The organism is Flavobacterium sp. PL02, from assembly GCF_035013205.1.
Classification (GTDB): Bacteria; Bacteroidota; Bacteroidia; order Flavobacteriales; family Flavobacteriaceae; genus Flavobacterium.
The window spans coordinates 52,628-71,247 of sequence record NZ_JAYGJP010000009.1 but is presented as its reverse complement, the minus strand read 5'-3'; the positions used below and the strand labels follow the sequence as shown (position 1 = coordinate 71,247).

Genomic DNA, 18,620 nt, shown 5'->3' with positions numbered 1-18,620 from the left:
GTTTTCAGTTTCTAGTTTCAGCTCTCAGTTATTTACTGTGACTGTAACTGAATACTGAAATATTAAATAAAGCTTCTGTAAACAGTATTTCGTAATCCAATTTCCAATAATAGCAATAAACCAGCTAATATCACAAAAGGTCTGTATTTTTCGTCATAATCATAGAATTTTAATTCTTCGATTTCGGTTGTTTCCAGTTTATTAATCTCGTTATAGATAGAAGCTAATTTTTCATTACTTGTAGCTCTAAAATATTTTCCGCCAGTTTTGTTTGCAATGGTTTTCATCATTTGCTCATCAATTTCTACTTTCATCATTCTAAACAAGAACTGACCATTTGGAGCAATTGCATAAGGAAACTCTGCCATTCCGTTAGTTCCAATACCAATTGTATATACTTTAATACCGTATTGTTTTGCAATATCTGCTGCTGTATCTGGCTCAATAAATCCAGCATTATTAACACCATCGGTCATTAATATAATAACTTTACTTTTGGCTTTACTGTCTTTAAGTCTGTTTACGGCTGTTGCCAATCCCATTCCTATTCCAGTTCCGTCAACAAGAACATTGTCATATTTTATACTTTTAATAGCCTCAAGAATAATTGCTTTATCACTTGTTACCGGAGTTTTTGTATAAGCTTCAGATGCGTATAAAACAAGTCCAATTCTGTCGTTTGGTCTTTCGCTAACAAAGTCGGCAGCCAATTTTTTAAGCGCTTGCATACGATCTGGTTTTAAATCTCGTGCAAGCATACTTCCAGAAACGTCTATTGCCATTACAATATCAATTCCTTTTGTTGTTTTTGTCTTATTACTTACATCTACCGTTCTAGGTCTTGCTAGTGCAATTATCAAAGAGCTTAAAGCTAAAATTCTAAATACACCCAAAAAAGGTTTTAGTTTTGCTAATAATGATTCTGAAGATTTAAAACCTTGCAGTGAACTCATTTTTAATGTTGCCGATTGCTGATTTCTTTTCCAAAATAACCAAGCAATTGCAATGGGAATCAAAAGAAACAACCAGAAAAACTCAGGGTTTAAAAAAGTTATTTTATCCATTAATTAGTTGCTTTTTTTAGTTCTACAGAGTTTAATATGCGGTCTGCAATATCATTGGCATAAGTATCTCCTTCTTCGTGAAAAATCATTATTTGTTGTAATCCGCCTTCTTGGCTAAATAAAAGGATTTCGTAATACATTTTGGTACTCGATTTAGTGCCTTCATCTATACTAGAGAAAGTACCGTAACCTTTAACTCCACGAATTCCTTCTTTGGTTTCGAAATCTTCTTGTTTTACAATCATATTTCGTGCTCCTTGTGCTTCGATAGTTTTTATGGTAACTTCTAGAGATTTTGATAAATCAATTTGAGTTTCTTCCTTATATTTTAAAGTAGAAATCATCAATGAGAAATTATCAACCAAGCTTCCGTATCCAAAGGATTGCATTTCTTTAATTAACGCTAAACCTTCTTTAGGGAACATTTTAGTCAAATCCATTCTTTTTAAAACTTTTGGAGTTTCAATTAAGATGCCAGGATTTCCGTATTCACTTTTTACCCATTCTCCTTCTAATAATTCTTTAGATGGATGTCCGATAATATTATCTTTTACATAAGTAAAGCCTTTGGTCGCAATAAAATAACTGGTAACAAGAACAATCAAAAACAATACAGTTGCTACTGATAAGGCAATACGTTTGTTGCGTTTTTTTAGTAACTGAAGTTTTATTTGTTTCTGTCTTTGCGCTTCGTTTAATAAAGTATCTTCCTCGACAACTACTTCTACAGGAATTGCGCTGTCTAGGGTAAGGATTGCTTTTTGAATTTTATTTCTGTCTTCGGTAATTTCAAAATCTAATGGTTTAGATTTTGCAAATTTCACTAAATCGGCTTGTTTTAATACACGCTCTAAGTTCTCGACAGTTTCTGGCGTTAATGCCATTTTTTTCTTTACAGATGCAGCTCTAATTCCTTGTATTAATTCAGATGTCGTGCTTTCCATTGCTGGAATTTCGATTGCTTCCTCGATATAATTTCTGGCAATATCAGTCAACTCGCTATAATAGGCTTTAACTTCACCTTTTTGCCAAAGTTCTTTTTTCTCTAATGTGTTAAGCAAACTTGTTGCTTTTTCGATAGGAGTTTTATAAACTTCTTCTTCAATTTTCTTTTGTTGTCTTTTTTTGATAAACCAATATACAAAAGCACCAATTCCTAAAATTAAGGCTAGAATCAAAAGGTATTTCCACCAATCTCCAATTCCATCTTCAACTTTAGTAATGTCTTTAATGTCATACATTTTTTGTTGCAATGTATCTACTTTTACATTTGCAACTTCTACTCGAATAGAATCAGATAGGTAAGGTTTTTTATCGATGAGGATTTGGATACTAGGAATAGTATATCTTCCAGAATCAAATTGAGTTAAACCATATTTTTTAATCAATTCATAACGGTCATCTTTTTTGACAGTATCAATTGGATATGATTTAATTACCTCAAGAGGACCAATGTTTTTAAGTTTAGGAAAAACAACTTTCGACTTAGAATCGACAGAAGTTTTAATTGTTAACTTAAACTCAGCTCCAATTTTATTTTTAGTAGTATCTATACTAGTCTCAATCTGTTTTTGTTGCCCAAAAACAGTTGCCGATAGCAAGAATAAAAATATGTAAAATTTTAATTTCATTTGATTTTAATTAAAGAATAATGATTTTTGATTGAAGATTAACGATTTTTGATTTCAGATTTTCTGTCTGGAAATAAATCAAATGTTTTTCTTCAAATTCTAATTTTTCATTCTTTTATATATTATTTTTTGATGTTTTTATGCTTGAAACAAAGATTGAAATTAATTCATTGACTTCTGTTTTTGCTTTTGATATATTTCCTAAATCTAATGACAAATTTGCTTTTTCTATTATTTTTAGACAAACGAAAGTTTCTCTTAGTTCTTTTAGGCAAACTCCCATTTTATGAATAAAATCTTTTTTACTCTCTGCGCTTTGAGCTTCTCCATAATTTAAAGCGGGAGAAGTCCCAGAACGAATTATTTGTCCTGATAGATGATTTCCAGCATAATTTTTTTCAAACTTACTCGCAACAATTATTATAGTTGCTGCAAAATCAATCAATCTATTTTCTAATTCTTGTTTATTCATCGCTTTAAACCCCTTCTTAAATCAAAAATCGTTAATCAAAAATCAAAAATCTCTATCTCGATTTAAAATAGCCTAATAATTTGGTTACATAACTTTCGTCTACGCGAGTATTTACAACACCTGCTCCCGATTTGCTAAAAGTCTCTTTAAAATAAGCTACTTTGCTATGGTAGTGTTTTTCGTAATTGGCACGTATTGTTTTGGAACCTGTATTGATTAATTGTGTTTTACCAGTTTCGGCATCAAGCATTGAAACCATTCCAATATTTGGTATTTTTTCTTCTCGAATATCATATACTCGAACACCTGTAATATCGTGTTTTTTTGATGCAATTTTCAAGGTATGCTCATAATCATCAGACATGAAATCGGAGATTACAAAAACGATGGCTTTCTTTTTTTGTGTACCTGATAAAAACTTTAATGCTTGTGCAATATCAGTTTTATGACTTTTAGGTTCAAATTCTATTAATTCGCGGATAATACGCAATACGTGAGATCTTCCTTTTTTAGGCGGAATATACAATTCGACTGTATCCGAGAATAAGATTAAACCTATTTTGTCATTATTTTGAGTTGCCGAAAAAGCCATTGTGGCTGCAATCTCGGTTACAATATCTTTTTTAAACTGATTTTTAGAACCAAAACTTTCAGAACCCGAAATATCCACCATAAGCATCATGGTAAGTTCGCGTTCTTCTTCAAAAACTTTTACGTGGGCTTCATTATAACGAGCGGTTACATTCCAATCGATAGCACGTATATCATCGCCATATTGGTACTGACGCACCTCGCTAAAAGTCATACCACGACCTTTAAATGAAGAGTGATATTCTCCCGAAAAGATATGATTACTCAATCTTTTGGTTTTGATTTCTATTTTACGTACTTTTTTTAATAGGTCTTTTGTATCCATTTTTAATTTGTTTAAAGTTTAAGAGTTTAAGGTTTCAAGTTCGATATGCGACAATTTGAAACTTTAAACATTAAACAAATTTTTAAGGTACTTCAATTTCGTTTACAATTTTATTGATGATGTCTACAGAAGTGATGTTTTCAGCCTCTGCTTCGTAAGTAATACCTACTCTGTGACGTAATACATCGTGAACAACTGCACGAACATCTTCTGGAATTACATATCCACGACGTTTAATAAAAGCATAACATTTTGCGGCATTGGCTAAGTTGATACTTCCACGAGGAGATGCTCCAAAACTGATAAGTGGTTTTAAATCAGCTAATTTGTATTTTTCTGGGTAACGCGTTGCGAAAACAATATCAAGAATATATTTTTCTATTTTCTCATCCATGTAAACTTCACGAACAGCTTCTTGTGCACGTAAAATTTGCTCAACAGAAACAACTGGATTTACTTTCTCATAACTTCCTTTTAAATTTTGGCGAATTACTAGACGCTCTTCATCCATTTTTGGATAGTCAATTACGGTTTTAAGCATAAAACGGTCAACTTGCGCTTCTGGTAGTTGGTATGTTCCTTCTTGCTCAACAGGGTTTTGAGTTGCAAGTACTAAAAACGGGCGATCTAGTTTAAAAGTAGTGTCCCCAATAGTAACTTGTTTTTCTTGCATCGCCTCCAAAAGTGCCGATTGTACTTTGGCAGGAGCACGGTTAATCTCATCGGCAAGGACGAAATTGGCAAAAATTGGTCCTTTTTTGATAGAAAATTCATTTGCCTTGATGTTGTATATCATCGTACCAACAACATCGGCAGGTAATAAATCGGGTGTAAATTGGATACGGCTAAACGAACCTTGCACTGCTTGGGAGAGTGTATTTATCGCTAATGTTTTGGCTAATCCAGGAACACCTTCTAATAAAATATGACCCTGACCTAGAAGTCCGATTAATAAACGTTCGACCATATGTTTCTGACCCACAATAACTTTGTTCATCTCCATTGTGAGAAGGTCTATAAAAGCACTTTCTCTTTCAATTTTTTCATTGATCGCTCTAATGTCTAAAGTCGTTGTATTTTCTTCCATATAAATATTTTTAAAACCTTGAATTTAATGCCTTACTTTTGAGAGTGCAAATTGAATATTTTTTGAGAAGTAAGATGTTAAAGAATGGTTAAAACTTCGACCAAAGCTCTAATTTTAAGGTTGAATTGTGATTCTATTTTTATATTTTTAAGAACTTTGATGATTATGTTTTAGAAAGCAAGATTTATTACTACAAATAATGTTATATTACCATGAGCAAAACGCTATTATCGCCTATAATTGTGGGCACTATGAATTGGGGAGTTTGGGATAAAAATCTAACTCCCAAAGAAATGGAAAACCTTATCCAAATATGTTTAGAGAATAAAATAACCACCTTTGATCACGCAGATATTTACGGTTCATATACTACCGAAGCTGATTTTGGAAAAGCATTCGCGGCAAGTAAAGTTTCAAGAGAGAAATTGCAACTGATTTCGAAGTGCGGAATCCAGATGATTGCCGAAAACAGAAACAATAAAATTAAGCATTACGACTATTCTAAAGAATATATTACTTGGTCTGTAGAAAACTCTTTGAAGAATCTTAAAACGGATTATTTAGATGTTTTTTTACTACACAGACCAAGCCCTTTAATGCAAGCCGATGAAATTGCTGAAGCTGTTGAGAAACTAAGAACTGAAGGTAAAATTGTAGATTTTGGATTGTCTAATTTTACAAGTGCACAAACGGAATTAATTCGCCAAAAAATCGATGTTAGTTTTAACCAAGTACAATTTTCGGCTACAAATTATGAGCCGATGGTTGATGGTAGCTTTGATTATATGCAAATGCACGGAATTCGTCCGATGTCATGGAATCCGCTAGGAACAGTTTTTAGAGAAGACAATAAACAAACGCGAAGATTAAAGAAATTATTAGCAACATTGGTTTCTAAATATAGCTTAGGGTCAGATACTATTTTGCTAAGTTGGATTTTAAGACATCCTGCAAAAGCTCTTCCGATAGCTGGAACAGTAAACGTAGCCAGAATTCAATCTTTAATGAAAGCGGTAGAATTAGAATTAGAAAAAGAAGATTGGTTTGCTATCTGGACAGAAAGTATGGGAGACGATGTGCCTTAATAATAGTTTTAAGTGTCAGTATTCAGTTTTCAGCAGCTATTAGTGTGAAAAATATTTGCCACAGATTAAAAGACTAAGATGATTTTTTTAATCTGTGGCTAAAAAATAAAAAACATAGAATGAAAAAAACAGTTCTAATTACTGGTGCAACAAGTGGTATAGGTAAAGCCACGGCACAATTAATGGCAAAAAATAATTATAAAGTTATTCTTTGTGGTAGAAGACAAGATCGATTATCAGAATTAGAGAAGGAACTTTCGGAATTTACGGAAGTGCATACTTTGGCATTTGATGTTAGAGATAAAGAAGCTGTTTTGGAGCGTATTAGTTCTTTGCCAGAATCATTTTCTGTGATAGATGTTCTTATTAATAATGCAGGAAATGCGCATGGATTGGATCCAATTCAAACAGGAGATTTAGACGATTGGGATGCAATGATTGATATTAATGTGAAAGGACTTTTGTATGTTTCTAAAGCGATTATTCCGCAAATGACAGAAAGAAAATCGGGACATATTATCAATATTGGTTCAACTGCAGCCAAAGAAGTTTATCCTAACGGAAATGTATATTGCGGTACAAAACACGCTGTTGATTCAATAAGTAAAGGAATGCGAATAGATCTGAATCCATACGGAATTAGAGTAGGAGCTATTCATCCTGGAATGGTTGAAACTGAGTTTAGCGAAGTACGTTTTAAAGGCGATGTAGAGAGAGCTTCAAATGTTTACAAAGGGTTTGCTCCATTGCAACCAGAAGATATTGCCGATATTATTCATTTTGTGGTTTCAAGACCTTATCATGTAAATATTGCCGATTTAGTAGTTACGTGCACAGCTCAAGCATCCTCGACTATTGTTAAAAGAAATTAATTAGATTATTAGACTAGCTTAGACTTCTTAGATTTTTAGACTAATAAAAATCGTTAAATGAGATAATTGAGGTTTTAATAATTGCACTAATATGAATAAGATGGTTTTATTTATGTTGTCTTACGATAAGACAATCGAACAATCCAGTAATCAAATAATCCAACAGTCTAAGAAGTCTAAGCTAGTCTAATAATCTAAGAAGTCTAAATAATGATTAATAAACGCCTTTTAATAAAAAACCTACTCGCTCATAATGATGAGAGTAGTTTTTATGATAAAAAAAGGCAATTGAACTTGCATTCTCGAGAAGGGAAAGCAAAGTTTTTAAAGCATATCTGTGCTTTGTCAAACTCAAACCCTACTAATAATTCTTATATAGTTGTAGGTGTTGAGGATCACGATAATGAGATTGTAGGGGATGATTTTTTTGACGATAGTCGGATTCAGAATTTGGTAAATGCTTTTCTTGAAAATCCTCCAAAAATTCAATACGAAAATGTACCTTTTCCTAATCTTCCAAAAGATAAAGTAATAGGATTGGTTACAATTAAGCCTAAAAGTAAGATCTCTTATTTTAAAAAAGGAATTCATACCATTGTTGCTAATAGTGTTTTTATTAGACGAGGAAGTAATTCGGTTCCTGTTGAAGAAAGGGAAGTGGAGAAAAATTATCAAAATACTGAAACCGTAATTGGGATAGAGAATAGTTCCCGTAATAGTATAGAGTATACGCTGGATGGTGTAATCGACTTTATGAATTTTCGACATAAAGATATGTCGCCTAAGTATAAGGTTTTTAAAGAATTATTTGTTATTTGTTGGGCTGGAGTTCCTAATAAATCTCGTGATAAAACGTTTTTGTCTCGTGTCGATATCGAGCTGATAAATGAGCAAATTAAGTTGTTTTATTCGGCACAAGATGTGGTCACAATTACTTTTGATGAAGATAGTTTTACTATTCTCGAATACGTTCCGTTGGGCTTAAATGATAAAACAAGTTATTATCCGCTGGAACAACAAACAATTCATTTTTTTGATAATGGCTACTATAAAATAGATAGAGAAATACTTTTTCAGCCACCGGAGTTTAATCGAAAAATGCTTTATCATATATACAACTCTAATATTGCATTGCTTGGCAAACTACAAAAAGGAGTTGCCTTGTCTAATCGTGAAATGATTGATTTGGAGAATTTGCCTTCGACTTTTATGATTTGTTATCTTAATGGTTTTGAAGATGCAAAACAAAAATTAATTGATGCGAAATTGCTTTTAAAGCCTTTTACTCAAGTGTATTTATCTTTTAAAGAAGCTTTACGAATCTTGAGAAAGATGAAATATGATGTTTAGTGAGGAAGGTGAATTAGGTGCTAAGGTTCTGAGAAGCAAAGGTTCAAAGGTTTTTTTAGACTGCATCTAATGAAAATTTTTCATGAATGTCAATAATGTGTCTCGCAAAGGTTTTTCGTAGAGACGCACCGCAGTGCGTCTAATTCTTTGTGATTGTTTTTTTTTGAATTGCCTCCAGTTTTAACTGGAGGAGAAATTAAGGTTTTGTGGTTGGCTTCAGCCAAATTGTTTTCGCTTCTGTATTCAAGAATTACTTAAAAATTAAGTAATCATTTACTTTATCGTAAGGCAATAATAATTCTTTTGGACCATCTGCATACGAAGCTGCTTCATACGAATTGTAATAAAGTAGCAATCCTTCTTTAGTATAAAAAATATTTAAAGGCAGGTTGAATTTTTCATTTTCAAACATTAATCCTGTTGCATTGATGCTTCCGCTGGCAGGAATTTTATATTTGTTTCTGAATTCTTTTTCGGCGAAAGCCTTAAAATCTTTTTCGCTTTTAAATAATTGATTGTTTGTAATTGTTTTTCCTGTTTTAGGATTAAATAATAAAGAACGATATCCTTGGTAACCATGTGCGCCACCTGTAAAGGTATAATGGTTGATTTTTATGTTTAGAATGCTATCAGATTGATATTCTACATTACCCTCAATTTTGGCTTCCCAGCCAAATTTATCTTCGGGGAATTTCTTCTGCATTTCTTCGTAAGAGCTAATAAAGGATGTAGTTAAGTCATTATAGTCGGTAGATTGGAATGGTTTGTCTCCAAAATAAACGATTTCTTTTAAAACAGAAAATACTTTCTTATTGATGCTATCTGCTACGATTGGAACATTTTGAGCAATCGGAACTTTTAAACTAATCTGAGGACAATTGGTTTTGCAAGGTAAAGCTGATTTCTTTTCGAATGTTTGTTCTTTAAAAGAAAGTTCTTTGGTGCAACTTGTTAAAAACAAAAGGCTTACGAATAAAAAGGTATATTGTCTCATCTTGAAAAATGTTAATTAAATACAAAGGTATTAACTTGTAACTTGATTAAAATAAATTAATGGGTAAATTTGTAGAGTATTTTTGGAGTCTCAAAAACATAAAGGTATGAAATTGATAAGATTTCAAGCATAAAATTATAATTAAGTAAAAACAGTGCCATATTGCACTAAAAAAATAAATATTATCTACATATGAAATTCAATACAAAAGTTATACATGGTGGTCAGCATCATGACCCAAGTACAGGAGCTGTAATGCCTCCAGTGTATCAAACATCAACATTTATCCAAACAAGCCCAGGGCAACCTCTTGGAGATTACGAATATAGTAGAGCATCAAACCCTACAAGAAGTGCTTTGGAAAATGCTTTGGCTAGTATTGAAAACGGAACACGTGGATTAGCTTTCTCATCTGGATTAGCTGCTACTGATTGTGTTTTGCGTTCATTTAAAGCTGGTGATGAAATCATTGCTATGGATGATTTATACGGAGGAACATACCGTATGTTTACACGTATTTATAAAGATTCAGGAATAAAATTTCATTTTGTAGATATGAATGATATCGCAAAATTTGAGTCTTTAATAAACGAAAATACAAAATTGGTTTGGGTAGAAACACCTACAAACCCGTTGATGAAATTGGCGGACATTCAGGAAATTGCCAAAATCACTAAAGAGAAGAAAATATTATTTGCAGTCGATAATACTTTTGCGACACCATATTTACAAAAGCCTCTTGATTTAGGAGCTGATATTGTAATGCATTCTGCTACTAAATATTTAGGTGGACACTCAGATGTTATTGCAGGAGCTTTAATTGTAAAAGATGAAGCTTTGGGTGAGCAATTACATTTTCAGCAATTTGCTACTGGAGGAACTTTAGGACCAATGGATAGTTTCTTGGTTTTAAGAGGGATTAAAACGCTTTCGCTAAGAGTACAAAGACATTGTGAGAATGGAGAAAAAGTGGTTGATTTTTTAAGTAATCATCCAAAGATAAAAACAGTTTATTATCCAGGTTTACCTAGTCATCCGTTTCATGAAATTGCTAAGAAACAAATGAAAGCTTTTGGAGGAATGGTTTCCTTTGCTTTTACTTCTGGTAAAAAAGAAGATTCGATTACTTTCTTAGAAAAATTGAAAGTGTTTACTTTGGCAGAATCTTTAGGTGGAGTAGAATCTTTGGCAAATCATCCTGCTTTAATGACTCATGCTTCTATTCCTGCGGATAAAAGAGCAGAAGTAGGAATTACAGATGATTTGGTTCGATTAAGCGTAGGTATTGAAGATGCAGAAGATTTAATTGCTGATTTGAAACAAGCTTTAGAATAATAGAAAAATAAGAGAAATAAAAAACCCCAACATTTATAAAATGTTGGGGTTTTGCTTTATGTAGAAGTTTCTAATAATCTAAGTAGTATACATAACCTAATGTAAACCAAACCTGAGAATCATTGGATTTATTTTCTGTGAATACTTTCGAATTTGGGTTCAATCCGTCAATCCAATCTGAGTTGTAAAATTGAGCTCTCATTTCAAATAATAAATCGTGCATAGGAGCTAATTTAAATCGTGTTCCGATACCAGCGGTTAATGATAATACAGTTCCGCTTTCGCTAGAAAACCCGTATGGGTGCCCGTCTGAAGGAACTAAGTATTTATAAAAAGTAGTTGCAGGATCTCCTAAAGGTCCAAGAGAAGAACTTACTTTGGTGTTGTAATAACTAAACTGAATTCCTCCACTTATATAGGGGCTAAAACTACCCATAGTATTTTCGTAATCATGCATTTTCATAAATGGCGAATACTCTAGTTGTGTACCAAGATTAACCAATGATGTTTTTCCGCTCATTGCTTTAAGTTGAATAACTCCTATTTTATTAGGATTGCCATTAACCGTTTCACCAAAGTGGTCTAAACTTGTTTGGTTGTATGAAATTTCAGTACGTACTTTAAAGTGTTCATTAAAATACGCTTCACGTCTTGAATTGTATGAAAAATTTAAAAAGTGTACTACACCAATACCAAAACCTGTGTTTTTGGTATTTGTAGAGTTATCATTTCTTTGGCCATAGTCTGACTTGAAAGCAGAGGGGCCAAAAATAACACCAACTTCATGAGCTAGCCTAGATTGTGCCTTGGAATTGTATGAAAAAATAAACGAAATTAATAGTGAGATTACTGTGTTTTTGAGCATTAGGTTTAAATTTCTTTTCGCGACAAAGATATAAATATCCATCACAAATCATAAAATTTTCAAAAAAAATAAAAATGCTAAGGAGTATGTTGTTTTGACATTAAAACTATAACGTTTTCGTGCAAGACATTGCGTTAAAAATATCTATTTTAAAAAATATGTATTAATAATACAATTCTACTCATAATTTATAAAATATCAAGCCCAATTTCTTTATTAGGCGTATATTTGTGGAAAATAACAAAAGGATACTTTTATGTGTGTTTTTTGTTGTTTGGTTGAGTAAATAATAAAATTAATTTATTTGATAATTTTTTTAGAAAATGAAACAAAAAATAAATGAATTTATGGCTCTTGTAGAGTCAAAAAATCCAAATGAGCCTGAATTTATTCAAGCAGTTAGAGAATTTGCTGAAACAGTAATTCCATTCATTGCTGAACAAAAAAAATATGACGGTAAGAACTTGCTTCTTAGAATCGCAGAACCGGAACGTTCTATAATTTTTAGAGTGCCGTGGGTTGACGATAAAGGAGAAATTATAGTAAATAGAGGTTTTAGAATTCAGATGAATTCGGCAATCGGACCATATAAAGGTGGAATTAGATTTCACCATACAGTAAATTTATCAGTTTTGAAATTTTTAGCTTTCGAGCAAGTTTTCAAAAATAGTTTAACTACACTTCCTATGGGAGGTGGAAAAGGAGGTTCTGATTTTGATCCTGAAGGAAAATCTGATGGTGAGATTATGCGTTTTTGTCAATCGTTTATGACCGAATTATGTCGTCATATCGGACCAGACTTAGATGTACCTGCCGGAGATATTGGTGTTGGAGCTAGAGAAATTGGATACTTATTTGGTCAATATAAAAGAATCAAAAATGAGTTTACAGGAGTTTTAACAGGTAAAGGAATCGCTTACGGTGGTTCATTAATCAGACCAGAAGCTACTGGATACGGTGTTGTATATTTTACAGACCAAATGTTACGTACTATCGGACATGAGATTAAAGGAAAAAGAGTTGCGATTTCTGGTTTCGGAAACGTTGCTTGGGGTGTAGCTTTAAAGATAAATGAATTAGGAGGGAAGTTGGTAACAATTTCTGGTCCTGATGGATATATTTATGATGAAGAAGGTATTTCTGGAGAGAAAATCGAGCATATGGTAGAAATGAGAGCAAGTGGAAATAACAGAGCAGAAATGTATGTTAAGAAATATCCAAATGCTCAATTCCATAAAGGGAAAAGCCCATGGGAAGTAAAAGTGGATATCGCTATTCCTTGTGCTACTCAAAATGAATTGAACGAAGAAGATGCTAAGAAATTAATCGCAAATGGTGTTTTATGTGTTACTGAGGCAGCAAATATGCCATGTACACTTGATGCAATAAAACAATTTGTAGGTAAGAAAGTTCTTTTTGCTCCAGGAAAGGCTGCAAATGCTGGTGGAGTTGCTGCATCTGGATTAGAGATGACGCAAAACTCAATTCGTTTGAACTGGACTAGTGAAGAAGTAGATCTTAGACTAAAAGACATAATGGTAGGAATCCATAACCAATGTAAGAAATACGGAGTTGGTGCAGATGGTTACGTAAATTATGTAAAAGGAGCTAATATTGCTGGATTTGTAAAAGTAGCAGATGCTATGCTTGCTCAAGGAGTAGTATAGTTTTTTAAATACAATTAAAATGCCTCCATTCGAATTTTCGAATCGGAGGCATTTTTTATTTATATCAGAACGAAATTCAAATACTTTCGTTTGTATTATATTTGTGGAACCAATTGTATAGGTATAGATAATGGAAAAAAAGTTTCTTTACGTTTTGTTCTTATTGCTCATGCAATTTGGTTTTGCGCAAAACAAATTATTATGGCAAGGTTATTTCTCTTATAACCAAATAAAAGATGTTTCGGATTCTCCTACAGCAATTTATGCTGCTACAGAAAACGCATTGTTTTCTAAAAATACCGCAACAAATATTGTTAAGACAATAAATACTGTTGATGGCCTTTCTGGGCAGTCTATCTCGTCTTTATATCATAGTGAATCATTTCGTAAAACACTTATTGGGTATGAAAACGGATTGATGACAATAATTAATGAAGTTGATGGTAGTATCGTAAAAGTGGTTGATATCATTAATAAACAACTCCCTGCGAATCTTAAAAAAATTAATCATTTCATGGAATATAATGGGATGGTTTATGTTTCATGCGATTTTGGAATTGTTCAGTTTAATCTAAAAACATTGCAGTTTGGAGATACTTATTTTATTGGAGACAGTGGAGCTCAAATTAATGTAAGACAAACTACGATTTACAACGGATTTATTTATGCAGCGACTAATAGTGGTATAAGGAAAGCTAATATTACGAATCTTAATTTAGTCGATTATATTCAATGGTCATTAGTTACTGCGGGCGATTGGTCAAGTGTAGAAACAAATGACACAAAACTGATTGCAATTAATACTTCAGGTTATATTAATAACTACGATTCAGGTTCTAATACTTTTGTTGGTTTTATGTCGCTTCCTCAACCATCAAAAGATATGAGAGCTAAAAATCATAATTTATTTATAACTACAGCAAGTGCAGTTTATGTATATAATAATCAAATGGTTTTACTACGTCAAATAAATAATAGTGACGTTTCGACAACAGGATTGAGTTTTACTTGCGCAACTGCTATTGGCGATAATATCTATATTGGAACAAATGAAAGTGGGCTTTTTGTTTCTACGCTTTCAGGGGCATCTATGTTTGAAAACACGATGCCAGCTGGGCCATCACAAAATAATATTTTTGCTATTAATGTTACGCCAAATTCACTTTGGGCAGTTTATGGTAATTATGATGTTTTTTATAATCCATATCCATTGGATAGTTATGGGATTAGTAAATTTAGTACTGCGGGATGGTTAAACATACCATACGAAAAATTATTTCAGGCAAAATCTATATCAAGGATTATAGTTAACCCTAATAATGAAAATCAAGTATATGCAAGTTCTTTTTTTTCAGGATTATTAAAAATAGATAATGAGACTCCTTCAATTTTATTTAATCAATCAAATAGCGGATTAGAGACTTTAACATTTTTGGGACCGAATTATATAGATGTTAGAATAAACGGAACTGCTTTTGATAAGTCAGGAAATTTATGGGTAACCAATAGTTTAATTAAAAATGGACTAAAGGTATTGAGAACTAATGGGCAATGGCAAACATTTCCTATTGGTGCAGTTCTTAGTAAGCCTGAGGATGCTAGTTTTAGTAGTATGACTATAGATAAGAATGGAACAAAATGGATTGGTACAAATAGAGATGGCGTAATTGGTTTTAATGAAAGTACAAATACAGCCAAAAAAATTGCAGTTGGTATCGATAATGGAAATTTACCAACTACAGATGTAAGGGCAGTTGCCGTAGATGCTAAAAATCAGCTTTGGATAGGTACAACAAGAGGACTTCGTGTTTTAAGTAATGTAAGTAATTTCCAGACAGAAAATCAATTAAAAACAAACCCTATTATCATAATGGATGATGGTTTGGCTCAGGAATTACTTTACGAGCAATTTATCTCGGCAATTGTTGTAGATGGGGCAAATAATAAATGGATTGGAACCACAGATTCAGGTGTTTTTTTTGTTTCACCAAATGGTCAGGAAACTAAATATCACTTTACGATAAATAATTCGCCATTACCAAGCAATCAAATTAATGATATTGGGATAAACAGTGTCACTGGAGAAGTTTATATTGCGACAAATAAAGGAATGGTTTCGTTTAAAGGAATCGCTACCGAAGCCAATGAAAATTTAAATAATGTATATGTATATCCAAATCCTGTACGTCCAGAATTTTCGGGAACAGTAAAAATTGCAGGATTACTAGATAAAGCCAATATTAAAATTACAGATATCGAAGGTAATCTTGTGTACGAAACAACATCCGAAGGAGGAACAATCGAATGGGATACGACTGCTTTTGGAAAATATAAAGTAGCTTCTGGTGTGTATATGATTGTTGTTTCGGCTGAAGACGGAGGAGAAACCAAAGTTAAGAAAGTAATGATAATACGATAGTTTTTAGTGTCAGTCCCAGTAATCAGTCTCAGTTTCTAAAAATCTAAGAAGTCTAAGCAAGTCTAAATAATCTAAGAAGTCTATTTTGCAAGTTAAAACCAAAGCAATTGTCATTTCAGCTATAAAATTCCAAGAAAAAAGCTTGATTGCCAAGTGTTTTACGCTTTCGCATGGATTGAAAACTTATTTTGTTAGAGATGCTTTTTCAACTCGTAAATCCAGTCAGAAAATAGCCTATTTTCAGCCATTAACTATTCTTGAGATTGAGGCTGTACATAAAAATAAAGGGACATTAGAAAATTTCAAGGAAATAAAAATTGGAACTCCTTTTCAGACCATTCATACCGACATTGTAAAAAGTACGATTGTCATGTTCTTATCCGAGATTCTGCATTATTCAATTCAGGAAGAAGAAAAGAATGAATCACTTTTTATTTTTTTAGAAACAGCTTTGTTTTGGTTGGATCAACATGATGAAATTACCAATTTCCATCTTATTTTGATGTTAGAAACTACTAAGTACCTAGGCTTCTATCCCGATGTTTCTGATGCCGATCTGCCGTTTTTCGAAATGAATGAAGGTGTTTTTACTCTTTTTCATGGGTTAAGTGCCCTAACCGAACATGAAACTAATTTGTTCAAAAAGCTAATAGATTTGAAGTTTGATAATGATCAAAAAGTTTTTCATGTTATTGAACGACAACTACTCCTGAAAATCTTAATAGACTATTATAGTTTTCATTTAGATGGTTTTAAAAGGCCGAAATCACTAGAGGTTTTGAAAGAAATATTTTCTTAAAAATCGAATCCTATTTTTATATATTTGCGCTGTAATTTTTATAAAATTTTGAAGTTTTCAATCTTTTATAATTAATTTCAAGAACATTATTCATTCTTAACTATAAAATTTTAAAAAACCAAACATGAAGAAAATTACGTTTTCGATTATTTTACTTTTATTAGTCAGCTTTTCGGCTATTTCCCAAAGGAAATATGACGAAATAGTTAACACAGAGAATACCGTACAAGATATGGTACAAAATGGAATTACAGGAATTGTTGTTTTTAATGAAGGAGGAACAATAAAAGGTTTAGATCCTGAAACTAAAAAAGTTGTATGGACTTTGACCAAAGATGATTTTGGAGGTAAATCAGCATTGACTATCATAGGTGATACCGATCTTACAAAGCTTTTTGATGATAAAAGTGCTTTAACTACCGTTGCCGGAAGTCCTTATGTTGAAGCTTACATCAATAACAAGTACATTATCATCAATACTGATACTGGTAAAGTGGTTTACAACTCTTCAAAAGAATCTTTTTGGGTAACACAATCAGATTTTATTCCTGAGACAAATGAGTATTTGCTTACTTTGAAAAAAGATGGCGACATGGCAATTGCATTATTGGATATGACGACTGGCGAATTAAAATGGAATACTACTGTAGATAAAGCAAAATCATTATTTAGCTTCTCTTTTAGAGAATCAGTAAATACAAACGTTGCTAAAGTACACGGATCAGTAATTTATTATTTGCTGTACGGAAAATTATATTCTTTTGACAGAGCTACCGGAAAGTTAAACTGGAAAGGTGAAGAAGATTATTCAAAATTCTTCCTGACACAAAATGATAAAAATATTGTTGTAGTAAACAACACTGGAACTTTTTCGAATAAACAATATTTGAATGTTTTGAATACAGAAAACGGAAAAAGTATCTGGAAAGAATCAATCAAAACAAAGAGAGTTGTTTATCTTGAAGATTGGGGAACAAAATTGTTAGTAGCTCACTATAGTGGTTTTAACTTTTTTGATTTAAAAACAGGTGAGAAAATCTGGAAAAAAGATGCTCGTGGAGATGGTTTGAAAAGAGTAATTCCTATTGATCAGGATTTCTTATACGTTGCTGAGAATGAAATGATGCTGATTAACAAAGACGGAGAAAAACTTTGGAAAAAATTTATTGAAATTTCAGATGATAAAGAAGATCCAATTTATTATTTAGGTAAAGTAGGCGAAAAAGTAATGTATCTTACAGGTACTTATGGAAACATGGTTGATTATAAGACCGGAGTTAAACTTTGGAAACGTAACATCAACTTTGATAAAAACCGCCCAGTCTTACCAACTTATGATGAAGCTACAAACTCGTACTTAGTATATAATGATGAGAAGTTATATAAATTTGATCCAAGTATTAAAGACAAACCAGAGCCTTTTGCTAAAGTAAATATCAAAAAAGAAAAAGACTTAAACAGCATCGAATTATTTCCTTGGGGAGTTGTGCTTTCAGGACCAGTTGAGGTAATGGGAGTTAATATGGATGGTACAATCAAATATCACCTTACTTATACACAACCAGGAGAGTCAACAAGACGCCTTCTAAAAAGTGCTGCTATTGTAGGAAGTATCGGTTTAGGAGTTGCTGCAGGAGTAAGTGATTTTAAAGGTTCAGAAGTAACCATGACATATCGTGATTCTGGCGGAAATATGAGAACTACAGTTGTGAAGGCAGAAGATCAAACGAATAAGGATCAGGCAAATGCTTATGCAGCCGGATCTGTAGCTCTTGGTATTGTAGCAGCTAAATTTAATTCTCGTTTTAATGCAATGAAACAAAATAGAGATTACTCTTATATTTTTGCAAAAGCAGAAACAGGAGAAAAAATTCTTGTAAAAGTGAGTAAAATAGACGGTGTTGAGGTTGATAAAATTATTTTCACAAACAACAAACCGGTTTATGAAGTAGATCCTGCAACACAAAACATTTTTTATGTTTCGGATAAATCTATTCAGATCTTTAATAAAAAATAAGAAAAATAAAAACCCAAAGCCATCAGAATTTATTTCTGGTGGCTTTT

At 32.4% G+C, this 18,620-nt stretch carries 15 protein-coding genes; 8 read left to right on the top strand and 7 right to left on the bottom strand.

Going from position 1 to position 18,620, the window contains the following annotated elements:
• Positions 1–62: 62 nt before the first annotated feature.
• The 5 genes from SHI72_RS19745 to SHI72_RS19725 all read right to left on the bottom strand — a co-directional run bounded on the left by SHI72_RS19745 (position 63) and on the right by SHI72_RS19725 (position 5,170).
• The gene (locus SHI72_RS19745) at positions 63–1,064 is read right to left on the bottom strand and encodes a vWA domain-containing protein (protein WP_039113160.1); all 1,002 of its coding nucleotides are present in this window, start codon (positions 1,062–1,064) and stop codon (positions 63–65) included.
• Entirely contained in the window at positions 1,064–2,695 is a 1,632-nt protein-coding gene (locus SHI72_RS19740; RefSeq protein WP_323491137.1) for a hypothetical protein, read from the bottom strand. The genes SHI72_RS19745 and SHI72_RS19740 overlap by 1 nt, the downstream gene beginning before the upstream one ends.
• Before the next feature lie 115 nt (positions 2,696–2,810).
• Positions 2,811–3,167: a four helix bundle protein gene (locus tag SHI72_RS19735; RefSeq protein ID WP_323491136.1), complete on the bottom strand. Its 357-nt coding sequence runs from the start codon at positions 3,165–3,167 to the stop codon at positions 2,811–2,813.
• 52 nt (positions 3,168–3,219) lie between these two features.
• Positions 3,220–4,083, bottom strand: coding sequence for a DUF58 domain-containing protein (locus tag SHI72_RS19730; RefSeq protein ID WP_039113156.1), 864 nt, complete (start codon positions 4,081–4,083; stop codon positions 3,220–3,222).
• Between the two features lie 82 nt (positions 4,084–4,165).
• A complete protein-coding gene (locus tag SHI72_RS19725) occupies positions 4,166–5,170 on the bottom strand; it encodes an AAA family ATPase (protein ID WP_039113153.1) in 1,005 nt (334 codons plus the stop codon).
• Positions 5,171–5,382: 212 nt separating this feature from the next.
• On the opposite strand from SHI72_RS19725, the gene SHI72_RS19720 reads away from it, so the two are divergent.
• The 3 genes from SHI72_RS19720 (at position 5,383) to SHI72_RS19710 (ending at position 8,477) form a co-directional block, all read left to right on the top strand.
• Positions 5,383–6,255 carry an aldo/keto reductase gene (locus SHI72_RS19720; RefSeq protein WP_039117979.1) on the top strand — a complete coding sequence of 291 codons (873 nt, stop codon included), beginning with the start codon at positions 5,383–5,385 and terminating at the stop codon, positions 6,253–6,255.
• 119 nt (positions 6,256–6,374) lie between these two features.
• Positions 6,375–7,127: an SDR family NAD(P)-dependent oxidoreductase gene (locus SHI72_RS19715; RefSeq protein ID WP_323491135.1), complete on the top strand. Its 753-nt coding sequence runs from the start codon at positions 6,375–6,377 to the stop codon at positions 7,125–7,127.
• 210 nt (positions 7,128–7,337) lie between these two features.
• Entirely contained in the window at positions 7,338–8,477 is a 1,140-nt protein-coding gene (locus tag SHI72_RS19710) for an ATP-binding protein (RefSeq protein ID WP_323491134.1), read from the top strand.
• Between the two features lie 250 nt (positions 8,478–8,727).
• Here SHI72_RS19710 and SHI72_RS19705 read toward each other — a convergent pair whose 3' ends face one another.
• Complete coding sequence (locus SHI72_RS19705) at positions 8,728–9,471, bottom strand: DUF3298 and DUF4163 domain-containing protein (RefSeq protein WP_323491133.1); 744 nt, start codon at positions 9,469–9,471, stop codon at positions 8,728–8,730.
• Positions 9,472–9,663: 192 nt separating this feature from the next.
• Between SHI72_RS19705 and SHI72_RS19700 the strand changes: the two genes are divergently transcribed.
• Positions 9,664–10,806 (top strand): cystathionine gamma-synthase, encoded by a 1,143-nt coding sequence (locus SHI72_RS19700; protein WP_323491132.1) that lies wholly within the window; start codon positions 9,664–9,666, stop codon positions 10,804–10,806.
• 70 nt (positions 10,807–10,876) lie between these two features.
• Here SHI72_RS19700 and SHI72_RS19695 read toward each other — a convergent pair whose 3' ends face one another.
• A complete protein-coding gene (locus tag SHI72_RS19695; protein ID WP_039113258.1) occupies positions 10,877–11,671 on the bottom strand; it encodes a THC0290_0291 family protein in 795 nt (264 codons plus the stop codon).
• A gap of 323 nt (positions 11,672–11,994) precedes the next feature.
• Here SHI72_RS19695 and gdhA point away from each other — a divergent pair, with 323 nt between their 5' ends.
• The 4 genes from gdhA to SHI72_RS19675 all read left to right on the top strand — a co-directional run bounded on the left by gdhA (position 11,995) and on the right by SHI72_RS19675 (position 18,573).
• A complete protein-coding gene (gdhA, locus tag SHI72_RS19690) occupies positions 11,995–13,338 on the top strand; it encodes an NADP-specific glutamate dehydrogenase (RefSeq protein WP_039113147.1) in 1,344 nt (447 codons plus the stop codon).
• Between the two features lie 130 nt (positions 13,339–13,468).
• Positions 13,469–15,757 carry a two-component regulator propeller domain-containing protein gene (locus SHI72_RS19685; protein ID WP_323491131.1) on the top strand — a complete coding sequence of 763 codons (2,289 nt, stop codon included), beginning with the start codon at positions 13,469–13,471 and terminating at the stop codon, positions 15,755–15,757.
• 85 nt (positions 15,758–15,842) lie between these two features.
• Positions 15,843–16,556, top strand: a complete 714-nt coding sequence (gene recO, locus SHI72_RS19680) for a DNA repair protein RecO (RefSeq protein ID WP_039117984.1) — start codon at positions 15,843–15,845, stop codon at positions 16,554–16,556.
• A gap of 124 nt (positions 16,557–16,680) precedes the next feature.
• The gene (locus SHI72_RS19675) at positions 16,681–18,573 is read left to right on the top strand and encodes a PQQ-binding-like beta-propeller repeat protein (RefSeq protein WP_039113144.1); all 1,893 of its coding nucleotides are present in this window, start codon (positions 16,681–16,683) and stop codon (positions 18,571–18,573) included.
• Positions 18,574–18,620: the final 47 nt, after the last annotated feature.

Coding starts and splice junctions, on each gene's coding strand:
- SHI72_RS19745 (WP_039113160.1), bottom strand. CDS start 1,064: ATGGATAAAATAACTTTTTTAAACCCTGAGTTTTTCTGGTTGTTTCTT.
- SHI72_RS19740 (WP_323491137.1), bottom strand. CDS start 2,695: ATGAAATTAAAATTTTACATATTTTTATTCTTGCTATCGGCAACTGTT.
- SHI72_RS19735 (WP_323491136.1), bottom strand. CDS start 3,167: ATGAATAAACAAGAATTAGAAAATAGATTGATTGATTTTGCAGCAACT.
- SHI72_RS19730 (WP_039113156.1), bottom strand. CDS start 4,083: ATGGATACAAAAGACCTATTAAAAAAAGTACGTAAAATAGAAATCAAA.
- SHI72_RS19725 (WP_039113153.1), bottom strand. CDS start 5,170: ATGGAAGAAAATACAACGACTTTAGACATTAGAGCGATCAATGAAAAA.
- SHI72_RS19720 (WP_039117979.1), top strand. CDS start 5,383: ATGAGCAAAACGCTATTATCGCCTATAATTGTGGGCACTATGAATTGG.
- SHI72_RS19715 (WP_323491135.1), top strand. CDS start 6,375: ATGAAAAAAACAGTTCTAATTACTGGTGCAACAAGTGGTATAGGTAAA.
- SHI72_RS19710 (WP_323491134.1), top strand. CDS start 7,338: ATGATTAATAAACGCCTTTTAATAAAAAACCTACTCGCTCATAATGAT.
- SHI72_RS19705 (WP_323491133.1), bottom strand. CDS start 9,471: ATGAGACAATATACCTTTTTATTCGTAAGCCTTTTGTTTTTAACAAGT.
- SHI72_RS19700 (WP_323491132.1), top strand. CDS start 9,664: ATGAAATTCAATACAAAAGTTATACATGGTGGTCAGCATCATGACCCA.
- SHI72_RS19695 (WP_039113258.1), bottom strand. CDS start 11,671: ATGCTCAAAAACACAGTAATCTCACTATTAATTTCGTTTATTTTTTCA.
- gdhA (WP_039113147.1), top strand. CDS start 11,995: ATGAAACAAAAAATAAATGAATTTATGGCTCTTGTAGAGTCAAAAAAT.
- SHI72_RS19685 (WP_323491131.1), top strand. CDS start 13,469: ATGGAAAAAAAGTTTCTTTACGTTTTGTTCTTATTGCTCATGCAATTT.
- SHI72_RS19675 (WP_039113144.1), top strand. CDS start 16,681: ATGAAGAAAATTACGTTTTCGATTATTTTACTTTTATTAGTCAGCTTT.